The 19,221-nt window shown below is 64.2% G+C and carries 18 protein-coding genes; 10 read left to right on the top strand and 8 right to left on the bottom strand.

All coding sequences use genetic code 11. The features are described from left to right. Positions 1 to 338: 338 nt before the first annotated feature. The 6 genes from U7114_RS10615 to U7114_RS10590 form a co-directional block, all read right to left on the bottom strand. Entirely contained in the window at positions 339 to 677 is a 339-nt protein-coding gene (locus tag U7114_RS10615) for a DUF202 domain-containing protein (RefSeq protein ID WP_323057339.1), read from the bottom strand. A 12-nt stretch (positions 678 to 689) separates the two neighbouring features. Further along, positions 690 to 1,082 (bottom strand): YidH family protein, encoded by a 393-nt coding sequence (locus U7114_RS10610; protein ID WP_157238342.1) that lies wholly within the window; start codon positions 1,080 to 1,082, stop codon positions 690 to 692. A 187-nt stretch (positions 1,083 to 1,269) separates the two neighbouring features. Next, positions 1,270 to 2,709, bottom strand: a complete 1,440-nt coding sequence (locus U7114_RS10605; RefSeq protein WP_323057337.1) for an MFS transporter — start codon at positions 2,707 to 2,709, stop codon at positions 1,270 to 1,272. Between the two features lie 76 nt (positions 2,710 to 2,785). Then, the gene (locus U7114_RS10600; protein WP_157238341.1) at positions 2,786 to 4,051 is read right to left on the bottom strand and encodes a CynX/NimT family MFS transporter; all 1,266 of its coding nucleotides are present in this window, start codon (positions 4,049 to 4,051) and stop codon (positions 2,786 to 2,788) included. 70 nt (positions 4,052 to 4,121) lie between these two features. Continuing rightward, entirely contained in the window at positions 4,122 to 5,048 is a 927-nt protein-coding gene (locus tag U7114_RS10595) for an MBL fold metallo-hydrolase (RefSeq protein ID WP_323057335.1), read from the bottom strand. A 28-nt stretch (positions 5,049 to 5,076) separates the two neighbouring features. Then, positions 5,077 to 6,456: an aldehyde dehydrogenase family protein gene (locus U7114_RS10590; protein ID WP_157238340.1), complete on the bottom strand. Its 1,380-nt coding sequence runs from the start codon at positions 6,454 to 6,456 to the stop codon at positions 5,077 to 5,079. Positions 6,457 to 6,614: 158 nt separating this feature from the next. Here U7114_RS10590 and U7114_RS10585 point away from each other — a divergent pair, with 158 nt between their 5' ends. The 5 genes from U7114_RS10585 to U7114_RS10565 all read left to right on the top strand — a co-directional run bounded on the left by U7114_RS10585 (position 6,615) and on the right by U7114_RS10565 (position 11,235). After that, a complete protein-coding gene (locus U7114_RS10585) occupies positions 6,615 to 7,415 on the top strand; it encodes an SDR family oxidoreductase (RefSeq protein WP_323057333.1) in 801 nt (266 codons plus the stop codon). 146 nt (positions 7,416 to 7,561) lie between these two features. Continuing rightward, on the top strand, positions 7,562 to 8,401 hold the full coding sequence (locus U7114_RS10580; RefSeq protein ID WP_157238338.1) for an IclR family transcriptional regulator: 840 nt from the start codon (positions 7,562 to 7,564) through the stop codon (positions 8,399 to 8,401). Positions 8,402 to 8,565: 164 nt separating this feature from the next. Beyond that, positions 8,566 to 9,531 (top strand): PDR/VanB family oxidoreductase, encoded by a 966-nt coding sequence (locus tag U7114_RS10575; RefSeq protein WP_157238337.1) that lies wholly within the window; start codon positions 8,566 to 8,568, stop codon positions 9,529 to 9,531. Positions 9,532 to 9,620: 89 nt separating this feature from the next. Continuing rightward, positions 9,621 to 10,820 carry a cytochrome P450 gene (locus U7114_RS10570; RefSeq protein ID WP_157238336.1) on the top strand — a complete coding sequence of 400 codons (1,200 nt, stop codon included), beginning with the start codon at positions 9,621 to 9,623 and terminating at the stop codon, positions 10,818 to 10,820. A 265-nt stretch (positions 10,821 to 11,085) separates the two neighbouring features. Then, the gene (locus U7114_RS10565) at positions 11,086 to 11,235 is read left to right on the top strand and encodes a hypothetical protein (protein ID WP_157238335.1); all 150 of its coding nucleotides are present in this window, start codon (positions 11,086 to 11,088) and stop codon (positions 11,233 to 11,235) included. A 446-nt stretch (positions 11,236 to 11,681) separates the two neighbouring features. Here U7114_RS10565 and U7114_RS10560 read toward each other — a convergent pair whose 3' ends face one another. Continuing rightward, positions 11,682 to 12,428, bottom strand: coding sequence for a FadR/GntR family transcriptional regulator (locus U7114_RS10560; protein WP_237429435.1), 747 nt, complete (start codon positions 12,426 to 12,428; stop codon positions 11,682 to 11,684). Between the two features lie 74 nt (positions 12,429 to 12,502). Then, on the bottom strand, positions 12,503 to 14,242 hold the full coding sequence (locus tag U7114_RS10555; protein WP_323057332.1) for an L-lactate permease: 1,740 nt from the start codon (positions 14,240 to 14,242) through the stop codon (positions 12,503 to 12,505). A 185-nt stretch (positions 14,243 to 14,427) separates the two neighbouring features. On the opposite strand from U7114_RS10555, the gene U7114_RS10550 reads away from it, so the two are divergent. The 5 genes from U7114_RS10550 to U7114_RS10530 all read left to right on the top strand — a co-directional run bounded on the left by U7114_RS10550 (position 14,428) and on the right by U7114_RS10530 (position 18,705). Next, on the top strand, positions 14,428 to 15,231 hold the full coding sequence (locus tag U7114_RS10550) for a (Fe-S)-binding protein (RefSeq protein ID WP_157238333.1): 804 nt from the start codon (positions 14,428 to 14,430) through the stop codon (positions 15,229 to 15,231). Next, positions 15,228 to 16,754 (top strand): LutB/LldF family L-lactate oxidation iron-sulfur protein, encoded by a 1,527-nt coding sequence (locus tag U7114_RS10545; RefSeq protein WP_254753037.1) that lies wholly within the window; start codon positions 15,228 to 15,230, stop codon positions 16,752 to 16,754. Before U7114_RS10550 ends, U7114_RS10545 begins: the two co-directional genes overlap by 4 nt. After that, positions 16,751 to 17,383, top strand: a complete 633-nt coding sequence (locus U7114_RS10540; protein ID WP_157238331.1) for a LutC/YkgG family protein — start codon at positions 16,751 to 16,753, stop codon at positions 17,381 to 17,383. The genes U7114_RS10545 and U7114_RS10540 overlap by 4 nt, the downstream gene beginning before the upstream one ends. Before the next feature lie 65 nt (positions 17,384 to 17,448). Beyond that, a complete protein-coding gene (locus tag U7114_RS10535) occupies positions 17,449 to 17,787 on the top strand; it encodes a hypothetical protein (RefSeq protein WP_157238330.1) in 339 nt (112 codons plus the stop codon). A 219-nt stretch (positions 17,788 to 18,006) separates the two neighbouring features. Further along, the gene (locus tag U7114_RS10530; protein ID WP_157238329.1) at positions 18,007 to 18,705 is read left to right on the top strand and encodes a GOLPH3/VPS74 family protein; all 699 of its coding nucleotides are present in this window, start codon (positions 18,007 to 18,009) and stop codon (positions 18,703 to 18,705) included. Positions 18,706 to 19,221 lie beyond the last annotated feature (516 nt).

Here is a 19,221-nt window from a genome sequence, read left to right as displayed (position 1 = left end):
TGCCTTGCCTGGGAAGGATACCTGCGAGGACCGGTGGCCTCCGATCGGATGATTCAGTTGAAACATACGCGGACGATGCGGAGGGCTACGTCCGGAGCGTTTCTGAAATGAGGGGAATATACAACCGGAACAAGGCACAGCTACAACCGTGCTGAGCTGTTCTGATCCCCGGAGTTTGCGGCGAAGCGACCGGTGCTGGCGGGGAGCAGTTCTGTTTTGGCCGCCCCTGGTTCTCTGAAGCTACTGCGGCTGCTTTCCACCAGCCCTGCTGGACTCGTATTCTCAACGGTGCCCGCTCGACACGTGCCCAAGCCATGCGTTGCCAAGTTTCACTGATGTCACTGCTCCGATGGAACGAGCAGGACGGTGTAGAGTCCCAGTCCGGCAAGGACGACGACGTTGGCCGCGACGGCGGCGGCTGAAACCAGGTCGGGAGTAATGGCTTCCTGGTTGATGCCGCTGATTGCGCGATGGAAGCGTCGCTTGCGGGAGCTGTGGATGGCGAGTGCTGTGATGAGTGTTGCCGCGACAAGGGTGCCGGCAAACCAGCCGTGGTGCGGCATCCAGCGAAGGAAAACGGCGGCCGCAACCACCATGGACAGGGTGGTGCGCCCCCATGCCAGGTCCGTGCGTTCCGGCTGCAGCCCTGGGTCACCATGGGTTGGTGTTTGACGCATCGAGGTCACGGGTCAGAAGGGGCGCGCGAGGACGAAGACCATCATCGTCGCGGCGACTAGGGCACCGCCGATCGCCAGGATCGGGGCGGTCCAGGGCAGCGGGAGCGGATCCTGTCGGCGCATGGAGCGTTCAACGTTGAGCCAGCGGAAGAACGACCCGCCGCCAATCAGGAGTGCGAGCACGAGGAGTAAAACGGCGACCGATTGACGCAGTCCGTCGTTGAAAAGGTCGGCCGTGAAGGCTTCGATAGCTACACCTCCGGCAAGCAATGCCAACGACGTTCGGATCCAGGCCAGAAACGTGCGTTCATTTGCGAGCGTGAACCTGGGGTCAGGTTCGGTGCCGCCGCGCAGGACTCGTTCCGAGAAGCCAGATCGTCCGCCGCCGGCCTTTAGGTCCTCCATGATTGTCCTTCCGGGTCCATCGTGTGTTCTTCAGTGGGCGTTGATGCGGAGGCCTCAGTGCCGGTGACCGGTTCATGTTTCCGAGGCGTGCGGTCACCGCCCGGTCTCCAAATCCATGCCGGCGTCAGGAGGGCAGGTAAGCGGAAGAGGGGCTGTTGGCCTCTCTTCCGCTTACCTGCCCTCGGACTTATGCCCGGGTGCCCGCTTCCAAGGAGCCAGGCTCCGCGCCGACGGGGGTGGCGGAACCAGTGGGCAGTGAAGCGGCCGCGGGGACGGCAGTTGTATCAAGGCCGAGCCGGCGGCGGTCGCGCTGTTGGTTGACGAAGATTAGGGCAAGGACGCCGAATGTCAGCAAGAGACCCCCGGCCAGGGCGAAAGCTGCACGGTAGCCTTCAGCGGGGGTGGCCGCGCCGCCGATCAGAAAACCCGACACTGCCGGTGCGAACACACCGCCGGTGGTGAGGACTGCATTGGCGATTGAAAGGTTGGCGCCGCGTTGGCCGATGGTCGTTAGCTCTGCGACCACGAGGTAGGTGATGGCGAAGAGTGCCGGGGCGGTGCCGAAGCCGAAGACCATGAGGACGATGGACAGCACGGGGGAGGCGGTCATGGTGGCTGCGACCAGGCAGGCTCCGGCGAAGGTTCCGGCGCCGCCGAGTACCCAGCCGCGTGCCTTCCTGGTAGGGATTCCCTTCAGGTGCAGGCGCTGGGTCAGCGCGCTCAACCCTACCGTGGCAATGGTTCCCCAGGCCGCGGGGAGGGCGATCATGGCGCCGGACTGCTGTCCGCTGAAGCCCAAGACATTCTGGAAGTAGGCCGGTCCCCAGGACATGGCCAGGGTAAACGTCCAGTAGCCAAAGAACGAGGCAAGGACCGCGAAGATCCAGCTGGGGGAAAGAATGGTGCGCCAGTACCGGACCTTGGCCTCTGCCACGACAGGAGCTTCCTTCGGAGCGATACCGTCGATCTCCTGCTCGGCCTTCCGGCTGGTGTACGGGCCTTCCTTGCCGACAATGACCCAAAAAACAGACCAGATCAGCCCTACGATTGCCAGTACCGCGAACGCGGTCTGCCAGCCGAATTGCCCGATGACCCAGGCCAGGACGGGGGCAAATGCCACAATGCCCAAGGTCACGCCGGATGATGCCAGGGCCGCCGGGGTGGCACCCTTCTTCTCGGGGAACCACTTGTAGATGCCATGCATCAGAACCGGTGCGAGCGGGCCCTCGCCGGCTCCAAGCAGCAGGCGACTTGCCCAGAGCGCGGGCAGCGACGCGAACAGAAGGATGGGGACCTGTGCCACAGACCACAGCAGGCACAGGACCAGCAGGATCCACTTGCTGGAGACCCTGTTGGCGATGGGAGCCGCCACGAGCTGGGCCACGCCGAAGGTCAGGAACATGGCGCTGCCCACCAGGCCGAACTGTTCGGGCGTGATGCCCAGCTCTTTCATCAGCGGCACGGCGGCAATGCCGAGCACCGCCTTGTCAGCCCAGCTGAGCATCATGAGGAAGAGGAGGCTGAAGGTCATGAACCAGCCGTAGCGGTTGCGCTTGGCCCGGGACCAGGTGCGGGGATCGCGCGACGTTGCGGAGCCCGGCGTTATGGTGTGGGGAGTTTCAGACACGGTATGCCCAATCGTTGAAGGGGAGATCTTGCCGTTGGAGCGGCATTTCCTTGACTCTAAGCTTGTGTGATCCGCCTTACAGTTCAGCTTTCCGTTGGGTGGAAAGCGGCTTTCCGGAACGCCGCGCGACTCCGTGAATGTTGGCATCACCTTTTCCCATGAACGCCAACAAGGCCATTCCCGCAGTGCTCAGAGCGCAGGTCAGCCACCACGTGGTGCCCCAGCCGCCGGTGCTGATGGCGAGCAGAGCAAACAGCATGGGGCCCAAGAAGTTTCCCACGTTGAAGATCTGCTGCGTCAGGCCCAGTACGGCGGTGACAGAACCGTCTGCGGGGGCAATGCGGACAGAGTACCTGGTCACCGCGGCAGGGATGAGGCCGCCGACAGCGGAGAACACAGCGATGAACGCGAACTGGAAAAGGACGCCATTTCCGACGGTCTCCCAGCCCACGGCGAACGTCGCAACGGACGCTGCAGACATAGCCAGGAAGGTCCAGAACATGATTGTCCGCTCGGAGAGGCCGCGCTGGATTAGAGGTCCTGCGCTGAGTGCGCCGACCGCGTTGACCCCGCCCACAATAGCGCTGAGGATGCCAGGCAACGGGCCTTCCAATCCGGCTGACCGGTAAATTGACGGCAGGAAACCGAGCACAGCAATCCACTGCGCGGTATAGCAGGCGAATACCACCCCAGTGATCCATGGTTGGCGAGTGACCACTGTTCGCCCCACCTTGCGGAGCGCGGACTGCAGTCCGGGGACGGCAGGGGGCATATCCCTTGGTACCCGGCGCAGCAGCAGAGGCACCGGCAAAAGCGTGAGGACGGCCATTACCAGCCACCACTCGCGCCAGCCCGCGGCCTGCAGGAAGAGGGCCCCAGCGGACAGGCCTATCAGCGTTGCCACACCTTGAAATGCGCCCCAGCTTGCCAGCGCAACGTTCAACTGCTTGGGCGGAGTCACCTTGCGGATAAGTGCAGGGGCGACGACGACGGCCAGCAGGAATCCCACGCCTTCCACGGTCCGCGATGCCATCAACAGCTCGGTGGTGGGGGCAAGCGCTCCGAGCACAGAGGCGACACTGAGCAGGGCCAACCCGGTAAGCAGAAGCCTGCGCAGTCCTACCAGTTCACCACAAACGGCCGTTGCCAGCCCTCCGACGACGCTGGCAAGCTGGATGATGCCAAGCAGCAGGCCGGCCTGGATCAGCGTTGTACCTAGATCGGCTTGGATGCCGACCAAGGCGGCAGGGAGCTTCCAGATATGCATGGCAGCAGCGATGCCCGCCGCGAGGACGGCAAGCCAGGCGCTGCCCGCCGTCGTCCTTTTGTTATCTGGTGTCATTGCGGGCGGCGGCAGTCTCAAGAGTTGTCCTTGCGGCAGGTGACAGGGCGGGAGTCCTTGTTCGCCCTCCTCAGGCCGGCGCCAGCACCGGGGTGCCGATGGGAAATCGCTGGCCGCTGACGGCGACGTCCACGGGGCCGTCAAATGCTGAGGCGGCGCGGCTGCGCCACCATTGCGGCTCCGCGCGGCCCGCCAGGTGGGACAGGACAAGGCGGCCCACCCCTGCGGCGGACGCTATCCGGCCTGCCCCTTCCGGCGGGGTGTGTGCGATCTGCTGGTGGTTGAGGAATTCCGGCGAAAAGCCTTTGTCCGCATAGAAGCCAAGATTTACCGCTTCATGCACCAGGACGTCCGCGTCCTTGGCGAGCACCACCATGGCCTCGCATTCTGCTGTGTCGCCGGAGAACACCACGGAGCCGGCGTCGGTTTCGAAGCGGAAGGCCAGCGCAGGTCGCACGGGAGGGTGCTCCACCAGGATGCCGGTGACTTTGACCCTGTCATCCTCGTAGACGTCAAAGGGGCGGTCCGCTTCAGGTGACCTGTGCGCGGGGGTGGCCAGATCCACGGTGCGCACCAGAGACGTCAGGTCCGGGCGGGCCTCGTCGTGGACCCGGATGTCGATGTCATAGGAGAAGGCCTTCAAAGAGTGGGACACCAGCTCACCCGTCCCGGAAAGCCCTGCACCGCCGGTGCGGGTGGCATCCTTGCCCGGACCCACAATGGAGACGGGTCCGGTGAAGCCCTCCACCGGATTGCCCCAGTTCCACAGCAGAAAACCGGGCAGTTCCACCACATGGTCGGAGTGCAGGTGGGTGACAAAACCTGCCACGAAATCCTTGCCCCGGAGTCCCGCCTCGTGGGCTGCGCGGGAGCAGCCCAGACCGAAGTCCACCATGTAGAAGGCATCGCCCACTACCAGTGCGCTGGAGATACCGTTTTCCGGCCCGCGGATGGCCGGTCCGGCGGCGGTGCCAAGAGTGATCAGTTCGACGCTCACAGGAATGTCCTTCTGCAGTGTTGCGGGGTCAGGAGTGGGGACGTGCATTGATGACGCGGGTTTCCAGGTATTCCTCCAGGCCCCAGCGGCCACGTTCACGGCCGACGCCGGAAGCCTTCCAGCCGCCGAACGGGGCGTCCGGTTCCACCAGGGTGTGCTGGTTGACCCACACGGTTCCGGCCTCAATCCGCGAGGCGGTTGCATAGGCACGATCCTGGTCGGGGCTCCAGACGGAAGCGCCCAGGCCGAATTCCCCGGCGTTCAGGCCGGAAATGGTCTCTTCGAGGTTGTCGTAGGCCACGATCGGCAGGGCCGCACCGAACTGTTCCTTTTCCACCAGATCCATGCCCGGCTCGGCATCAATGACCACCGTGGGGGAGAGGAAGTAGCCGGGCAGGTCGCAGCCGGCGCTGCCGCCGGTGATGACACGGGCGCCGGCACCAACTGCGGAGTCCACCAGGGCGCGAACGAGTTTGAGCTGTGACTCGTTGTGCATCGGTCCCAGGGTGGTGCCGTCCGCGATGCCGTGGCCCAGTACGTGACGGGAAGCCTCGGCGGCGACGGCCTCGGCCAGTTCCGCGCTGCGGCTGCGGGGAACATAGACACGCTTGACCGCCATGCAGACCTGGCCGGCGTTGCGGAAGGCGCTGGCGACGATTCCGCGGGCAGTGACAGCGATATCAGCATCATCCAGCACGATGGCAGGATCGTTTCCGCCGAGCTCCATGGTGACGCGCTTGACCGTGGAGGCGGCCTGCTGGGCGATGGAGATGCCCACATCCGTGGAGCCGGTGAAGGAAATCTTGCGGATGCCCGGAGAAGTGCTCAGTGCAACATTAACGGTCCGCCGCGAACTCGTCCGGACTTGCAGCACCCCTGCGGGGAGGACCTCATTGAGCAGGTCCACCAGCGCAATGGTGGACAGGGGAGTGGAGGGGGAGGGCTTGGCGATAACGGTGCAGCCGGCTACCAGGGCGGGGGCGAGTTTCACACTGAGCAGGGAGATGGGGAAGTTCCACGGTGTGATGGTGCCAACAACCCCCACCGGCCGGTACTGGACCTCCAGGCTGCGGTCGGCGCGCGGTTCAAGCTGCTGGGCTTCGTCCCATTTGAGATCCGCATAATATTCGAAAAGGCCAGCAGCCACGGAGAATTCACCCTCAGCGTCCGCCTTGGGCTTGCCCTGCTCCCGGGAGAGCAGGGTGGCCAGCGAATCCAGATCGCGGCGGATCAGGGCAGCGCCTGTGCGAAGGGCAGCACGGCGGGCTTCGCGGTCGGCAGCCCAGCGGGGCGCGGCCCGGCGGGCGGCGGCAACCGCCTGCTCGACATCCTGGTCGGTGTTTTCCGGAGCGTGCCCCACGAGCTCAAGCGTGGCAGGGTCCAAAACCTGATAGTGGGCTGCCGTCATGGCCTGTCCTTTCGGCGGAATGGGATTTCTCATCCCAGTCTCATGGCACCGATCACACTCTGCCCGGACCTTTCCGTCCAACGGAAAGGCTGCGAGAATGGAGTGGTTCCCGTTGTCACTATGGAGTGAATCACGTCACGCACTAACGAGGAGTCTCCATGTTCCAAGAGCAGCTGCCCATCGTCCTTACGGGGGTTTCGTCCGGCATCGGCGCCCGGACAGCACAGATCCTCAGCAAGCGAGGTGTCCCGCTGATCGGCATTGACCGCAACGCTCCCACCGAATTCAGCGGCACATTCGTGCAGGCGGACCTGTCGAGCCAGGCCGGCATCGAGGCGGCCGCCGCAGCTGTCACGGCTGCCGCTCCCAACGGCATCGCGGGCCTGGCAAACATTGCCGGAGTCCCGGGCACCGCCCCGTGGCGCACTGTGCTCTCGGTCAACGTCTTCGGCGTCCGCGGGCTGGTCCGTGCGCTTGCCCCGCTGCTTGGCGAGGGTGCCGCCGTCGTGAACCTTGCCTCCAGCGTTGCCGTGAACTGGCGGGACGTGAAGGCGAAATGTTCCGATTTCGCGCTCGCGGACGATCAGGCCGCCGCCCTGGAAGCGGTTGCGGACGATGACGAGATCACAAGCGAGTCCTATCTCTTCTCCAAGCAGTGCGTGCGGGTGCTCACCGAGCACCTCGCAGCTGAACTGCTCCCGCAGCGCATCCGCGTCAACAGCGTCAGTCCGGGACCCGTGGCCACCCCCATCCTGGAGGACTTCAAGAAAGACCACGGCCGCGACAAGGTGGAAGGTGCCGGCGCCCTGCTGGGCCGTTTCGGTGACCCGGGGGACATTGCGCCGGTTATCGACTTCCTGCTCCGTCCGGAGTCGGGATGGGTGAACGGCTCCGACATCCGCGTGGACGGCGGCCTGGGTGCGTACCGCGGCTCCGGCCTCGCCTCTGTGCCCGGCTGAGTTCCCTCTACCGGAGCATGCATTAGATCACGACGACGGTGTCTCACCGTTCGCGCTAGGGGGCGCCGGCGTCGGGCCTTAAAATGGCAGGTGCGGCGTCGCACCCAATACGGCGCCGAGCTCGCCAGTACTCAGAAGGGTGACTCATGGCAAACCCTGCCCCGGCCGGCCGGTCCACACGCCGCCCGGGTACTACGGCGGCCCACAGACGTCCAGCTGACGACGGCGATGCTGCCGCCCATCAGGCAGCCAGTGTCACCTCACGGGCCCTGGCCTTGTTGGGCACCTTCGACACCGAACACTCGGTTCAAAGCCTGAGCGCAATGGCCCGGCGGGCAGGGCTGCCGGTGGCCACCGCGCACCGCCTTGCCGGTGATTTGGTTGCCTGGGGCGGCCTGGAGAAGCTGAACGGCGAGTACCGGGTGGGGCAACGGATCTGGCGGCTTGGCCTGCTGGCCCCCGCACAGCAGAACATCGCGGAGGTGGCTGCCCCGTTCATGCAGGACGTCCTCTTCGTCACCCACAACGTGGTGAACCTGTTCATCCTGGAAGGGCACGAGGTTCTGCTGGTGGAGCGGATGTCCGGCACTGGCGCCGGCCAGCCCTTCCGGCGGGTGGGCGCGCGCCTGCCACTGCATGCCAGTGCCGCCGGAAAGATCATGCTGGCCTACGGGCCCGAGGACCTGTTTTCAACGGCCGTCCAGCACCTGGAGCCGCACGCGCCCCGCACCATTACCAAGCCCGCAGCGCTGGCGACCGAAATCGAACGTGTCCGGGCCAACGGCTACGCCACCACTGCCGAAGAAGCCGGGCCGGACAACTACGGCCTGGCCGTCCCGGTGTTCCTGCCCAACAAGCAGGTGGTGGCCGCCTTGGGCATCGTGACCCGGGGCCGGTCCGCTCCGGTGGGAAGCGTGGTTCCCGTGCTCAACATCGCGGCGCGGGGCATTGCCCGGCGGCTCGGCGTGGAGCATCTCCCGAAGTAGCTCGGGCTTGCGACAGCTTCCAGCAGACACCCTTTCCGTTGGATGGAAAGCTTCCGGCGGCATGTGTCGTGGAACACCTAACCTCAAGTAAGCGCATAGTCCGGCCGGAGATCCGGCCTAAACCTGCTTTGCCAGGCGAGCCGTTCCAAAGGAAGTGAAGACTGATGACTGCATCTGCAGGAGCCACCATCGACGCTGTTGTCGACCAGGTGGACATTGTGGCGGACCAGGTGGTTTCCCTGGTGCTGCGGCGCGAGGACGGCCAGCCGTTCCAGCCCTGGCAGCCCGGCGCGCACATTGACGTCCATGTGGGCGACGGTTTGGTGCGTCAGTACTCCCTGTGTTCCTCACCGCAGGAGCTGGACCATCTGCGGATCGGCGTGCTGCACGTGCCTGAATCCCGCGGCGGGTCAAAAGCGGTGCATGCCCTGCTCCCCGGTACCCCGATCACCATCTCTGAGCCGCGCAACAACTTCCCCATGCGCGAATCGCGGCGCTACCTTTTCCTCGCAGGCGGCATCGGTATTACGCCCCTGATCCCGATGCTGGAGGCAGCCGAGACTGTCGGCAAGGAATGGACGCTGATCTATGGTGGCCGAAGCCGGAACACGATGGCGTTCGCGCAGCAGTTGGAGGACCGGTACGGCACTGACCGTATCCGTATCGTCGCCGAGGACGAGGTTGGCCGCCTGGACCTCGACCAGATACTCGGCATGCCCCGGGCTCACATGCTGGTGTACGCGTGCGGTCCCGGGGGACTGCTCGGCGCGGTGGAAGAGCGCTGCATGGGCTGGCCTCCGGGTGCACTGCACACCGAACGTTTCGTCGCCTCCACGCTTGGTGCTGCGGCGGCCAACGCGCCGTTCGAGGTGGAACTGGCCAGGACCGGAACAACCGTGACAGTGCCGAACGACAAAACTATCCTCGAGTCCGTTGAAGAGGTGGGCGTGCGCGTCCTGTCCTCCTGCCGCGGCGGGTTGTGCGGCACCTGCGAAACCCAGATCATTTCCGGTGAGCCCGAGCACCGCGACGCTGTGCTTTCGGAAGAGGACCGCGAAGCCGGTGAGGTCATGCTGGTCTGCGTCTCGCGCGCTGCCGCCGGCTGTCCGCGCCTCGTTCTGGATTTGTAGAAAAGCTCTGCCTTTTCGCGGTAGCCCACCTGTGGTCCAGTCGCTGACTGGACCATCCCAGCCAAGTTTCGTCACCAGGAGTGATTCCAATGACCGTAACCACCCATGAAGCCAATGTATTGGGCGAGGACCCCTTCGAGACCGCAAATCTCCTTGATCCGTACCCGTTCCTGGGGCGGCTTCGCGATGCTGGCGCCGTCTCCTATCTGGAGAGCACCGGCAGCTACGCTGTGGCCGGCTACCAGGAGGTATACGAGGTCCTCACAGACTTCGAAACCTACATATCTTCCGGTGGCCTGGGTCCGCGGGACATCCGGAAAGACTCGGGTTGGCGCCCGCCCAGCATCCTCGAATCAGATCCGCCCATCCACACGGTGATGCGCCGCGCCCTGACCGGTGTCATCAACCCCTCCACAGTCCGTGCCCTCAGGGAACCGTTTACGCCACCGGCCGTTGAGCTGACGGAGCAGTTGGCCCGCAGCGAGCGCTTTGACGCCATCACCGACCTCGCCGAAAAGTACCCCCTGCGTGTCTTCCCGGACGCTGTGGGGATTCCCGACGTCGGACGTGAACATCTGCTGCCCTACGGCAACATGGTGTTCAACGCCTTCGGCCCGGAGAACTACATCTTCAAACAGGCTTTCGCCCAGGGCGATGAGCACGCTGCCGCGGTAATGCGGAACTGCCAGCGCGAAAACCTCGACGACATCGGCTTTGGTGCCCAGATCTGGAAGCGCGTGGAGGACGGCCTGATCACCGAGCAGCAGGCCACGCTGCTGGTCCGAGCACTGCTGTCCGCCGGCGTGGACACCACCATCTTCGGCATAGGCAATACACTGTCGGTGCTGGCCCGTTACCCTGAGGCGTGGGCCCGGCTGCGGGAAAACCCCAAAATCGCGAAATTCGCCGTCGATGAAGCTTTGCGTCTGGAATCTCCGTTCCAAAAGTTCCACCGAACCGTCGCTGTGGACACCGTCCTGGGAGGCGTGCATCTCCCGGCCGGAGCGAAAGTGCTGGTCTTCCTGGGCGCCGCGAACCGGGACCCACGCAAATGGGGGGACAATGCCGACGAGTTCGACCTCGACCGCAATGCCTCCGGCCACGTTGCCTTCGGCATGGGCCTTCACCAGTGCGTGGGGCAGCCGATCGCCCGACTCGAAATGGAAATAGTGCTCCAGCAGCTGCTCCAACGGGTAGCAGCAATCGAACCGGACGGCGCGCCCGTGCCGATCCTGCACAACGTTCTCCGAGGGTTCGAGTCCCTGCCGGTGCGGATCACGGCGGCTTAGGCTTCGATTCGGTGCAAACATGGGCCTGCTCTTTCTGGCGTCGTTTGCCATCAGGGATTGAAGTTCAGCATCAGTCCGGCTAACAACAGGGCCGCCTTGAAGTCGACTCAGCCGCAGTGCTGGCACCTGCGTCAATCGCCAAGATTCCGGGGAAAAGATACGCGAGGCCGTGTCGCCCATATCGACCCTCCTGCCGCCGTCGACTCCGCGCCATGTGGATGGGGCGGAGACGGAACGGCTTGTGAGTCGGACTGAAAGGAAGACCATGAATTGCCTGGTTCGCTACCTGGGACTGATGTTCCAGCTGTCCCGCATCCAGGACCTGGCGTTGTGGGAGGCGGAGATGACGGAACCCACAAGGGCATTGACCTCGTCCGCTTGGATCGGCTGGTACGAGGAGGACGCTGCGGGCTGACCTGCGTCAGGGATCGAGATTGTCCCTGCGCGCAATCGTCTCGGAAGAGCATCTCACCGAAGATTCGTTTCAACGGTGATGTGTGTGGCATTGCAGACGAAGGTGCCACTGCAATTATCTCCCCTTGTGGATCGTATGGGCTGGTCAGGAGCTGGTGCTGGTGTGAGCCACGTTGGGCACGTCGGTGCTGTTGTAGCTACTTCCATCAGTTCCAGAGGTCTTGTGCTGTTCGTAGTGTGGCTTTTGTCCAGAAATGGCCGTTTTTCTTCACGGCGTGGTTGGGCGGTTAGAGGTTCACATGAGGAGGGCTTGAGCGCGCAGCTTCAATGACGTCGTTTGGTGATGGCGCTAGTTCATTGATTTTCATGACTTAGCTCCCACCCCGCTGTAAGGGTCGGTCAGTGTGGCGGACGTGCGAAAGCGCCTGCATGAATCGTCACACTAGTTCAGCTCCCGATTTCGGCGGCGGTCGCTTCCTGTGCCTTCTGATGGAACCACTCGATGTGCTCTTGCAGGAGTCGGGCTGCGAGCTCTCCTTCGTGTGACTGGACGGCGTCGAAGATGCCGTGATGCTGGTTTCGAAGTGTGGAGATTACGTCGGGCCAGGCGTCCATGGCGTCCATTGCGCCTTTAACGTAGCCAACAATGGCGCCGCTGAGTGATTCCATCATGGTTGCGACCACAGCGTTCCCTGCCAGGGAGCTCAGGGCGACATGGAACCTGGCGTCCAGTTCATGGAACGTTTCACGACTGATGCCGGGATTGTCCATGGCTTGCAGGAGCTGGGCTGCCTGTTCTAGGTCCTCGTCGCCTCCTGTACGGTTCGCGCCGGCCCGGGCGGTCCAGGTTTCGAGCAGGATGCGGGTCTCGACAATGTCTTCGACCGGCAGTGTGCTGCTGGCGACGTGCAGTCGTAGGGCCGATGACAGGCCCGCGGAGGGGTCGGAGACGACGATTGCCCCGGAGGAGGGTCCGGATCCGACCGAGCTGCGCAGTATTCCCATGGCGTCCAGTACCCGGATGGCCTCCCGCACCGACGCCCTGGAAATCCCGTAGCTTTCGGCGAGGGTGCGTTCTCCCGGGAGCCGGTCCCCGACTTTGATTTTGCCCGAGCGGAGGTCCGCCTCGATGTCCTTCAGGAGCGCGTCATGGGTACGACGGCGGGGTGTTGCTCCTGCTTCGGCGGTGATCACGGGCGGTTCCTTACGGGCGGGCAGTGTGCGGGCCAGGGGGCGGCCCGCACACTGCGTCTTGAGTAGGCTGGACGCTAAGGCAGCATCCAGCCGAGGATGGGAGTGGACTGGAGGTAGGAGAGGGTGCACAGCACCAGCAGCAGCGCCACGCTCCACCCGACTACTTTACGCAGGATCACCGATTCCTTGCCTTCAAGGTTGACCGCGGACGCCGCGATGGCGAGGTTCTGTGGGCTGATCAGCTTGCCCACAACACCACCGGAGGTATTGCCGGCCACGAGAAGGTTCGGATCGATTCCTGCTTTCATGCCGGCGGTCTGCTGCAGCTTGGCGAACAGGGCATTCGCGGAGGTGTCGGAGCCGGTGACGGCCGTGCCGATCCAGCCGAGGACGGGTGAGAGGAAGGCGAAGAAGGTTCCGGTGCCGGCCAGCCAGGTGCCGATGGAAATGGTCTGTCCGGAGAAGTTCATGACGTAGGCCAGTGCCAGGACGGTGATGATGGTCAGGCCTGCCCAGCGCATCCGGTAGATGGTGTTCCAGATTTCTTTCACGGCGTTGCCGACGGTGATGTTGTAGCGGCCGTTTTCGTTGTACTTGGAGTACACGGCGGCGACGATCAGGCCGGTGAGCAGGAGAAGGGTGCCGGGGGTGGAGAGCCAGTGGAAGGAGTAGATGGTGGAGGAGACGGGCTTGCCTGCTGCGTCAACGAGTGCGTCGTGCAGGATCGGCCACGGGATCTTGATGTCGGTGGAGGCCAGGAACGCGGGGACGTTTACACCGAGTTTCCAGAGTTTGGCGATGCCGAAGACGACGATGACCAGGAAGTAGGGGAACAGGGCGAGCCAGGTCCGCATCGGGGTCAGGCGGTCCGCTGCGGTGTCGGGGGTGCTGGTGAGGGTGGTGGCCCGGTGTGAGCCGCCGCCTGTGATGGCGGATTCCTTTTCAACGGCTGCGGCGGCCACACCGAGGCGGTCGCGTGCTTCGGAGCTGCCCTTCGGGGTCCAGACGCGGAAGAACAGTACGGCAGCGCCGAGGCCGGCGAGGGATGCGACGATGTCGGTGAGTTCGTAGGAGAAGTAGTTCGAGCACAGGAACTGCGCGATGGCGAAGGCGAAGCCGACGGCGAGTGCGGCGGGCCAGCAGTCTTTCAGGCCCTTGCGGCCATCGAGGATGAAGAGCAGGATCAGCGGCACGATGGTGGCCAGCAGCGGTGCCTGGCGCCCGACGATCGAGGCGATGTCCGTGGCGTGGAGTCCGGTGAGTCCCGCGGCGGTGGTGATGGGGATGGCCATGGCGCCGAAAGCGACCGGGGCGGTGTTGGCGACCAGGACGGCTGCCGCGGCGCGCAGCGGCGGCAGTCCGAGGGCGAGGAGCATGGTGGCGGTGATCGCGACAGGTGCGCCGAATCCGGCGAGGGCTTCGAGCAGGCCGCCGAAGCAGAAGGCGATCAGGACAGCCTGGAGCCGGACGTCGCCTTTACCGATCACGTCGAAGACGCGGCGGAGGTCCTCGAAGCGTCCGCTGAGGACAGTGACCTGGTAGAGCCAGACGGCCATGATGACGATCCACAGGACAGGGAAGGCGCCGAAGACGCCGCCCTGGGTCGCGGAGAGCAGTGCAAGGCCGGCTGGCATCTGGAATGCCACGATGCCAACGAGCAGGGCCATCAGCAGGGCGAAGGCCCCGGCGACATGGGCTCTGGTCTTGACGACGGCGAGCAGGATGAAGAACGTCAGTAGCGGCAGCAGGGCGACGATGGCCGACCACATGACGCTGTTGAGCACCGGGTCGGTGCTGGGTGTGAACTGGTCCACGGAGTTCCTCCACATTGAGGGGGGTGACAGGGGATATGGTCAGACCTCTGTGGTCGGACCATCAGAGTGTAGCGTAAATTTTCCTGAAAGTGTGAGCGGCTTCACTTGGATTCGCCGGTTGCCAGTGGCGTCGGTCACGTGATCTACTATGGTCAGACCACAAACCCTTAGCCCGAAAGGCTGCCATGCGAATCGCTTTGTTCGCTACGTGCATCGTGGATGCGATGTACCCCGCCACAGCGCGTGCCACCGTGAAAATCCTGGAACGGCTGGGACACGAAGTTGTGTTCCCGTCCGGCCAGGCCTGCTGCGGGCAGATGCACGTCAACAGCGGCTACCTCAAGGAAGCTGTCCCCGTGATCGCCAACCACGTCGCCGCCTTCGACACCGAGGACTACGACGTCGCCGTCGCACCGTCCGGTTCCTGCGTCGCCTCCGTGAAGCACCAGCACCCCATGGTCGCCCGCTCGTGCGGCGACAAGGATCTGGAAACACGTGCCACCGCAGTCGGTGCCAAAACCTATGAGCTCTCCGAACTGCTCGTGGACGTTCTCGGCGTGACCGATGCTGGCGCGCAGCTCGGTTCCTACTTCCCGCACCGCGTCACCTACCACCCGAGCTGCCATGGCATGCGCCTGCTCCGGCTCGGGGACCGGCAGGCGCGGTTGCTGGGCAGTGTCGCAGGGATCGACATGGCCGAACTGCCGGAAGCTGACCAGTGCTGTGGCTTCGGCGGCACGTTCTCGATGAAGAACGCCGACGTCTCCTCCGCCATGCTTGAGGACAAGACGGCGAATATCACGGCAACAGGGGCAAGCCTGTGCGCCGGAGGGGACGCGTCCTGCCTCATGCACATCGGCGGCGGCCTCTCCCGCCAGGGCAGCGACATCACCACCCTGCACCTGGCCGAAATCCTTGCCAGCACCCTCGAGGAGCCCGCGTCCGTCACCGGCGAAGTGCGCATCTCCACCGGAAAGGCCACGCGATGAGCACTTACCTCGGCATGCCCTCCATACCTGTCTATGGCACGGGCAACCTGCACGCCTCCGAGTCCTTCCCGAAGGCCGCCCACCGCGAACTCGGGAACGCCCAGCTCCGGGCCAACCTCGGCCACGCCACCCACACCATCCGTGACAAGCGGATCGCTGTGGTCTCCGAACTGCCGGACTGGGAACAGCTGCGCGATGCCGGTTCCGCGATCAAGGAATCTGTGATGGCACGGCTGCCCGAGCTCTTGGAACAGTTCGAGAAGACCTTCACGGCCCGCGGCGGCGTCATTCACTGGGCCCGCGACGCCACGGAGGCCAACGAGATCGTGGCCGGGCTGATCCGGGAGACCGGTGAAACTGAAGTGGTCAAGATCAAGTCCATGGCCACGCAGGAAATCGGCCTGAACGAGTACCTCGAAGAGCAGGGCATCGCAGCGTTCGAGACCGACCTCGCCGAGCTGATCGTCCAGCTGGACCATGACAAGCCCAGCCACATTCTGGTCCCGGCGATCCATAAGAACCGCAGCCAGGTCCGGGACATTTTCCTGCGCGAAATGGAGGGCGTGGACCCTGATCTGACCAACGAACCGGCCCGCCTCGCCGGTGCCGCCAGGGCGCACCTGCGCCGGAAGTTCCTTACCGCCAAGGTCGCCGTTTCCGGGGCCAACTTCGCACTGGCAGATTCGGGCACCCTCGCTGTTGTTGAATCTGAAGGTAACGGCCGGATGTGTCTGACACTGCCCGAGACACTGATTACGGTGATGGGCGTGGAGAAGCTTCTCCCCACCTGGCAGGACCTTGAAGTGTTCATGCAGCTGCTGCCGCGTTCCTCCACCGGGGAACGGATGAACCCCTATACCTCGCTCTGGACCGGCGTCACCGAAGGCGACGGGCCGCAGAACGTGCACCTGGTGCTTTTGGATAACGGCCGCAGCGCCGCGCTGGCAGATGAAATGGGCCGGTCCGCGCTGCACTGCATCCGCTGCAGCGCCTGCATGAACGTCTGCCCGGTTTATGAGCGCACGGGCGGCCACGCCTACGGCTCCACCTACCCCGGGCCTATCGGGGCGATTCTCTCACCGCTGATGACCGGCATCCAGGCCGAGGAGAACAACTCGCTGCCCTACGCGTCCTCACTCTGCGGGGCCTGCTATGACGCCTGCCCGGTAAAGATCAACATCCCCGACATCCTGGTGCACCTGCGCAGCGTCGATGTGGACAGCAAACGCGGCAAGAAGAAGATCCCCACCCAGATGGATGTCGGCATGAACGCCGCCTCCTGGGCGCTGTCCTCAGGAAAACGTCTCGGCCTTCTCGAAAAGGGGCTGCCGCTGGGACGCCTGGCCGCCGGCCCGGACAAGAAGATCACCAAGCTGCCCGGCATCGCCGCCGGCTGGACCCAAAGCCGCGACATCCCGGCACCCCCCTCGCAGTCCTTCCGGGACTGGTGGAAAAAGGAACACCGGACACCAGAGCCAGACGCTGCCCCCGCCGCGTCCCAAGATCAGGAAAACCAGCCATGAGCGCACGCGAAGAAATCCTCGAGCGGATCCGCACCGCCCTGAAAGACAGCCCCGTGGCGCCCGAGATCCCGCGGGAGTACCGGGCGGCATCCCAGCTGGATGAGGAGGCACTGATCGAGCTGCTGGTGGACCGCCTGATCGACTACAAAGCACAGGTCTCGGTCGTGGACAACGCAGAGGTCCCGGCGCGGATCGCGGAACTCCTCGCCGACGCCGGCAGCTACGTCGTGCCCACAGGGCTCGACGCCGGCTGGCTCACAGGACTCGAACTCGAACACGACAGCCGGCGCCGCCAGGACTCGGCCGCAGCGCCGCTGTCCGTCGCCGAGCTCGACGGCATCGACGCCGTCGTGACCGGCAGCGCCGTCGCCGTCGCCGAGACCGGGACCATCATCCTGGACGGCAGCCCCAACCAGGGCCGCCGCGCGATCACCCTGGTCCCGGACCACCACATCTGCATCGTCAAAACCACTGATATAACCGGGATCCTGCCCGAAGCGCTGCGCCGGATCGACGGCACTCGGCCCCTGACCATGATCAGCGGCCCGAGTGCCACCAGCGACATCGAACTTGAACGCGTCGAGGGAGTCCACGGCCCCCGCAAGCTCGACGTCATTATCGCCCGGTAGGATCCGGGCCGAAAGGCACCAACGCAGTTTCCGTTCCCCTCCGCAGTTGAACGAAAGGTACCCGCATGACTTTCTACCGCCATGACCTCTGGCACACCCTTCTCGGCGCCCTCGTGGAAGTCCGGAAAAACGGCACGGTCGTTCGGGAAGGACTCGTTGAGGATGTCATGCCCGATTCCTCGGCGCTCTGGATCGCCGCCGACGGGCTCACCGGCCGTGTTCTGATCGAAGCCGCTGAAGGACACGAGGTGTGGGTCGAGCCCAGAAAGCTTGAGGGTCAGCGCTCCTACCGGATGACATCGCTAGCACTTCAGGACGGGAGCGGACATCGGGCACGCAGGAACGCCGGCCATGGACGGCACCGCTACCGCGTCAGAACTGCAGTGACGGACAAGGCGTCGTAGACACCTTGCTCCGGCTTTCCAATACCTTCGCCACGAAATGACCGCCTGACCGTAACTAGGGCAGTTATGGCAACAGCCACGGCAGCACGGACAGGGGATCTATCCGCGTTGCCGTGGCCGCACCCCGCGCCGGGACGGCAGACACGCGTCTAGCCAGTCATCTTCTATGAATCAACGCGACTGGTTGTGACGGAACCCTGACGGGAGCACCATGATCTTATGGATCCTCAAACAGCTAATGGCGGAGAGCTGAGCCTTCCACAGGCGTTCCTCCTGCTGGCAACGAACGATATCGACGGCGAACCGGAGCTGCCGTCTTACGTACTCAGGACCACGGTGGCGGGGGCAATCCTGGCCGAACTGGACCTGCTTGGCGCAATCGAACTGCAGGGCAAGAATGTCCGGGCCACCGGTACAGAGCCACAAACACACCTCCAGCACGAACTGGAGATCATCCGCCACAAATCCCGTCCGCACCCACCTAAAAAGTGGGTCTCCATGCTCGAGGGCCGTGCCGAGGTGCAGCGCGTCTACGAGAGCATGGCCTCCCGAGGCATCCTGGATCAAGTCGGCGAAAAGCACCTCGGCGTGTTCAAGAGCGTGCGGTACCCGGAGAAGGACCATACTCCAGAAGCGGCGCTCCTGAAGAGGATCGAGTCGGCGCTGAGCGGTGGCCGCGCCGAATCGGCGTCCGGTTCCCGTGCCGAGCAGTTGGAGCCTTCAGAAACTGCCCGCGCGGAAACAGATCCCAGGAACCGGGCGCTGATCGCACTCCTGCACGCAGCGCGCTTGCTTGAGAAGCTATTCCCGGCAGCCGATCGGAACCGGATTCAGGACCTGACGCATGACCACTGGCCGGCCCGTGCGGTGGAGGACGAACTTCGCGAGCTCAGGGTGGCTGCTGAACCGCTCGTCTAGGAGACCGTGCTACAGCTTGTAACGGCAGGCCCTCCCTCCCGGGAATATCTTGTCTGTGCCTTCGTGGGCCCGGCCAGTTACTGACGAATGGGAGCCGGAGCGCGACAGGACAGCTTGTTCCCTCGGCCCGAGTCCAGACCAGAAGAGGTAGCTGCAACCGAAGCTGTAAGACTGAAGTTTAGGTCGGCCGGGGCGGGTTCGTTCTGGGCGGTTTAGTTCGGTCATCAGGGAACGGTTAACGCTGTGGGCTGCTTGCAGGTCTGATGAGAGTGCTGCGACTTGCTGCTGAGCGTGATGAAGCTCTTGGGTTCTCTCGCTGGTTTGTTTGGAGAGGATGGCGTTTTGATCTGTCAGTTCCTGGACGCGAAGGCTTTGGGAGTGGGCGTCCGTGCCGTCGATTTGGTCCCCGAGCAGTTCGGAGATGCGTCGCTGGTGCCTCTGTAGTTCGTGCCTGAGCCGTTGGTTCTCCTGGCGCAGAAGATCACGTTCGACTTGGAGCGAGCCCGTCGTTGATTT

The sequence above is a fragment of the Pseudarthrobacter sp. C1 genome (assembly GCF_034720455.1).
Classification (GTDB): Bacteria; Actinomycetota; Actinomycetes; order Actinomycetales; family Micrococcaceae; genus Arthrobacter.
This window is presented reverse-complemented; position numbering and strand designations above follow the sequence as displayed.

What these genes read in the sequence shown, in the direction of transcription:
- U7114_RS10615 (WP_323057339.1), bottom strand. Translation starts at nt 677, where the DNA reads ATGCGTCAAACACCAACCCATGGTGACCCAGGGCTGCAGCCGGAACGC.
- U7114_RS10610 (WP_157238342.1), bottom strand. Translation starts at nt 1,082, where the DNA reads ATGGAGGACCTAAAGGCCGGCGGCGGACGATCTGGCTTCTCGGAACGA.
- U7114_RS10600 (WP_157238341.1), bottom strand. Translation starts at nt 4,051, where the DNA reads ATGACACCAGATAACAAAAGGACGACGGCGGGCAGCGCCTGGCTTGCC.
- U7114_RS10590 (WP_157238340.1), bottom strand. Translation starts at nt 6,456, where the DNA reads ATGACGGCAGCCCACTATCAGGTTTTGGACCCTGCCACGCTTGAGCTC.
- U7114_RS10585 (WP_323057333.1), top strand. Translation starts at nt 6,615, where the DNA reads ATGTTCCAAGAGCAGCTGCCCATCGTCCTTACGGGGGTTTCGTCCGGC.
- U7114_RS10580 (WP_157238338.1), top strand. Translation starts at nt 7,562, where the DNA reads ATGGCAAACCCTGCCCCGGCCGGCCGGTCCACACGCCGCCCGGGTACT.
- U7114_RS10575 (WP_157238337.1), top strand. Translation starts at nt 8,566, where the DNA reads ATGACTGCATCTGCAGGAGCCACCATCGACGCTGTTGTCGACCAGGTG.
- U7114_RS10570 (WP_157238336.1), top strand. Translation starts at nt 9,621, where the DNA reads ATGACCGTAACCACCCATGAAGCCAATGTATTGGGCGAGGACCCCTTC.
- U7114_RS10565 (WP_157238335.1), top strand. Translation starts at nt 11,086, where the DNA reads ATGAATTGCCTGGTTCGCTACCTGGGACTGATGTTCCAGCTGTCCCGC.
- U7114_RS10550 (WP_157238333.1), top strand. Translation starts at nt 14,428, where the DNA reads ATGCGAATCGCTTTGTTCGCTACGTGCATCGTGGATGCGATGTACCCC.
- U7114_RS10545 (WP_254753037.1), top strand. Translation starts at nt 15,228, where the DNA reads ATGAGCACTTACCTCGGCATGCCCTCCATACCTGTCTATGGCACGGGC.
- U7114_RS10540 (WP_157238331.1), top strand. Translation starts at nt 16,751, where the DNA reads ATGAGCGCACGCGAAGAAATCCTCGAGCGGATCCGCACCGCCCTGAAA.
- U7114_RS10535 (WP_157238330.1), top strand. Translation starts at nt 17,449, where the DNA reads ATGACTTTCTACCGCCATGACCTCTGGCACACCCTTCTCGGCGCCCTC.
- U7114_RS10530 (WP_157238329.1), top strand. Translation starts at nt 18,007, where the DNA reads ATGGATCCTCAAACAGCTAATGGCGGAGAGCTGAGCCTTCCACAGGCG.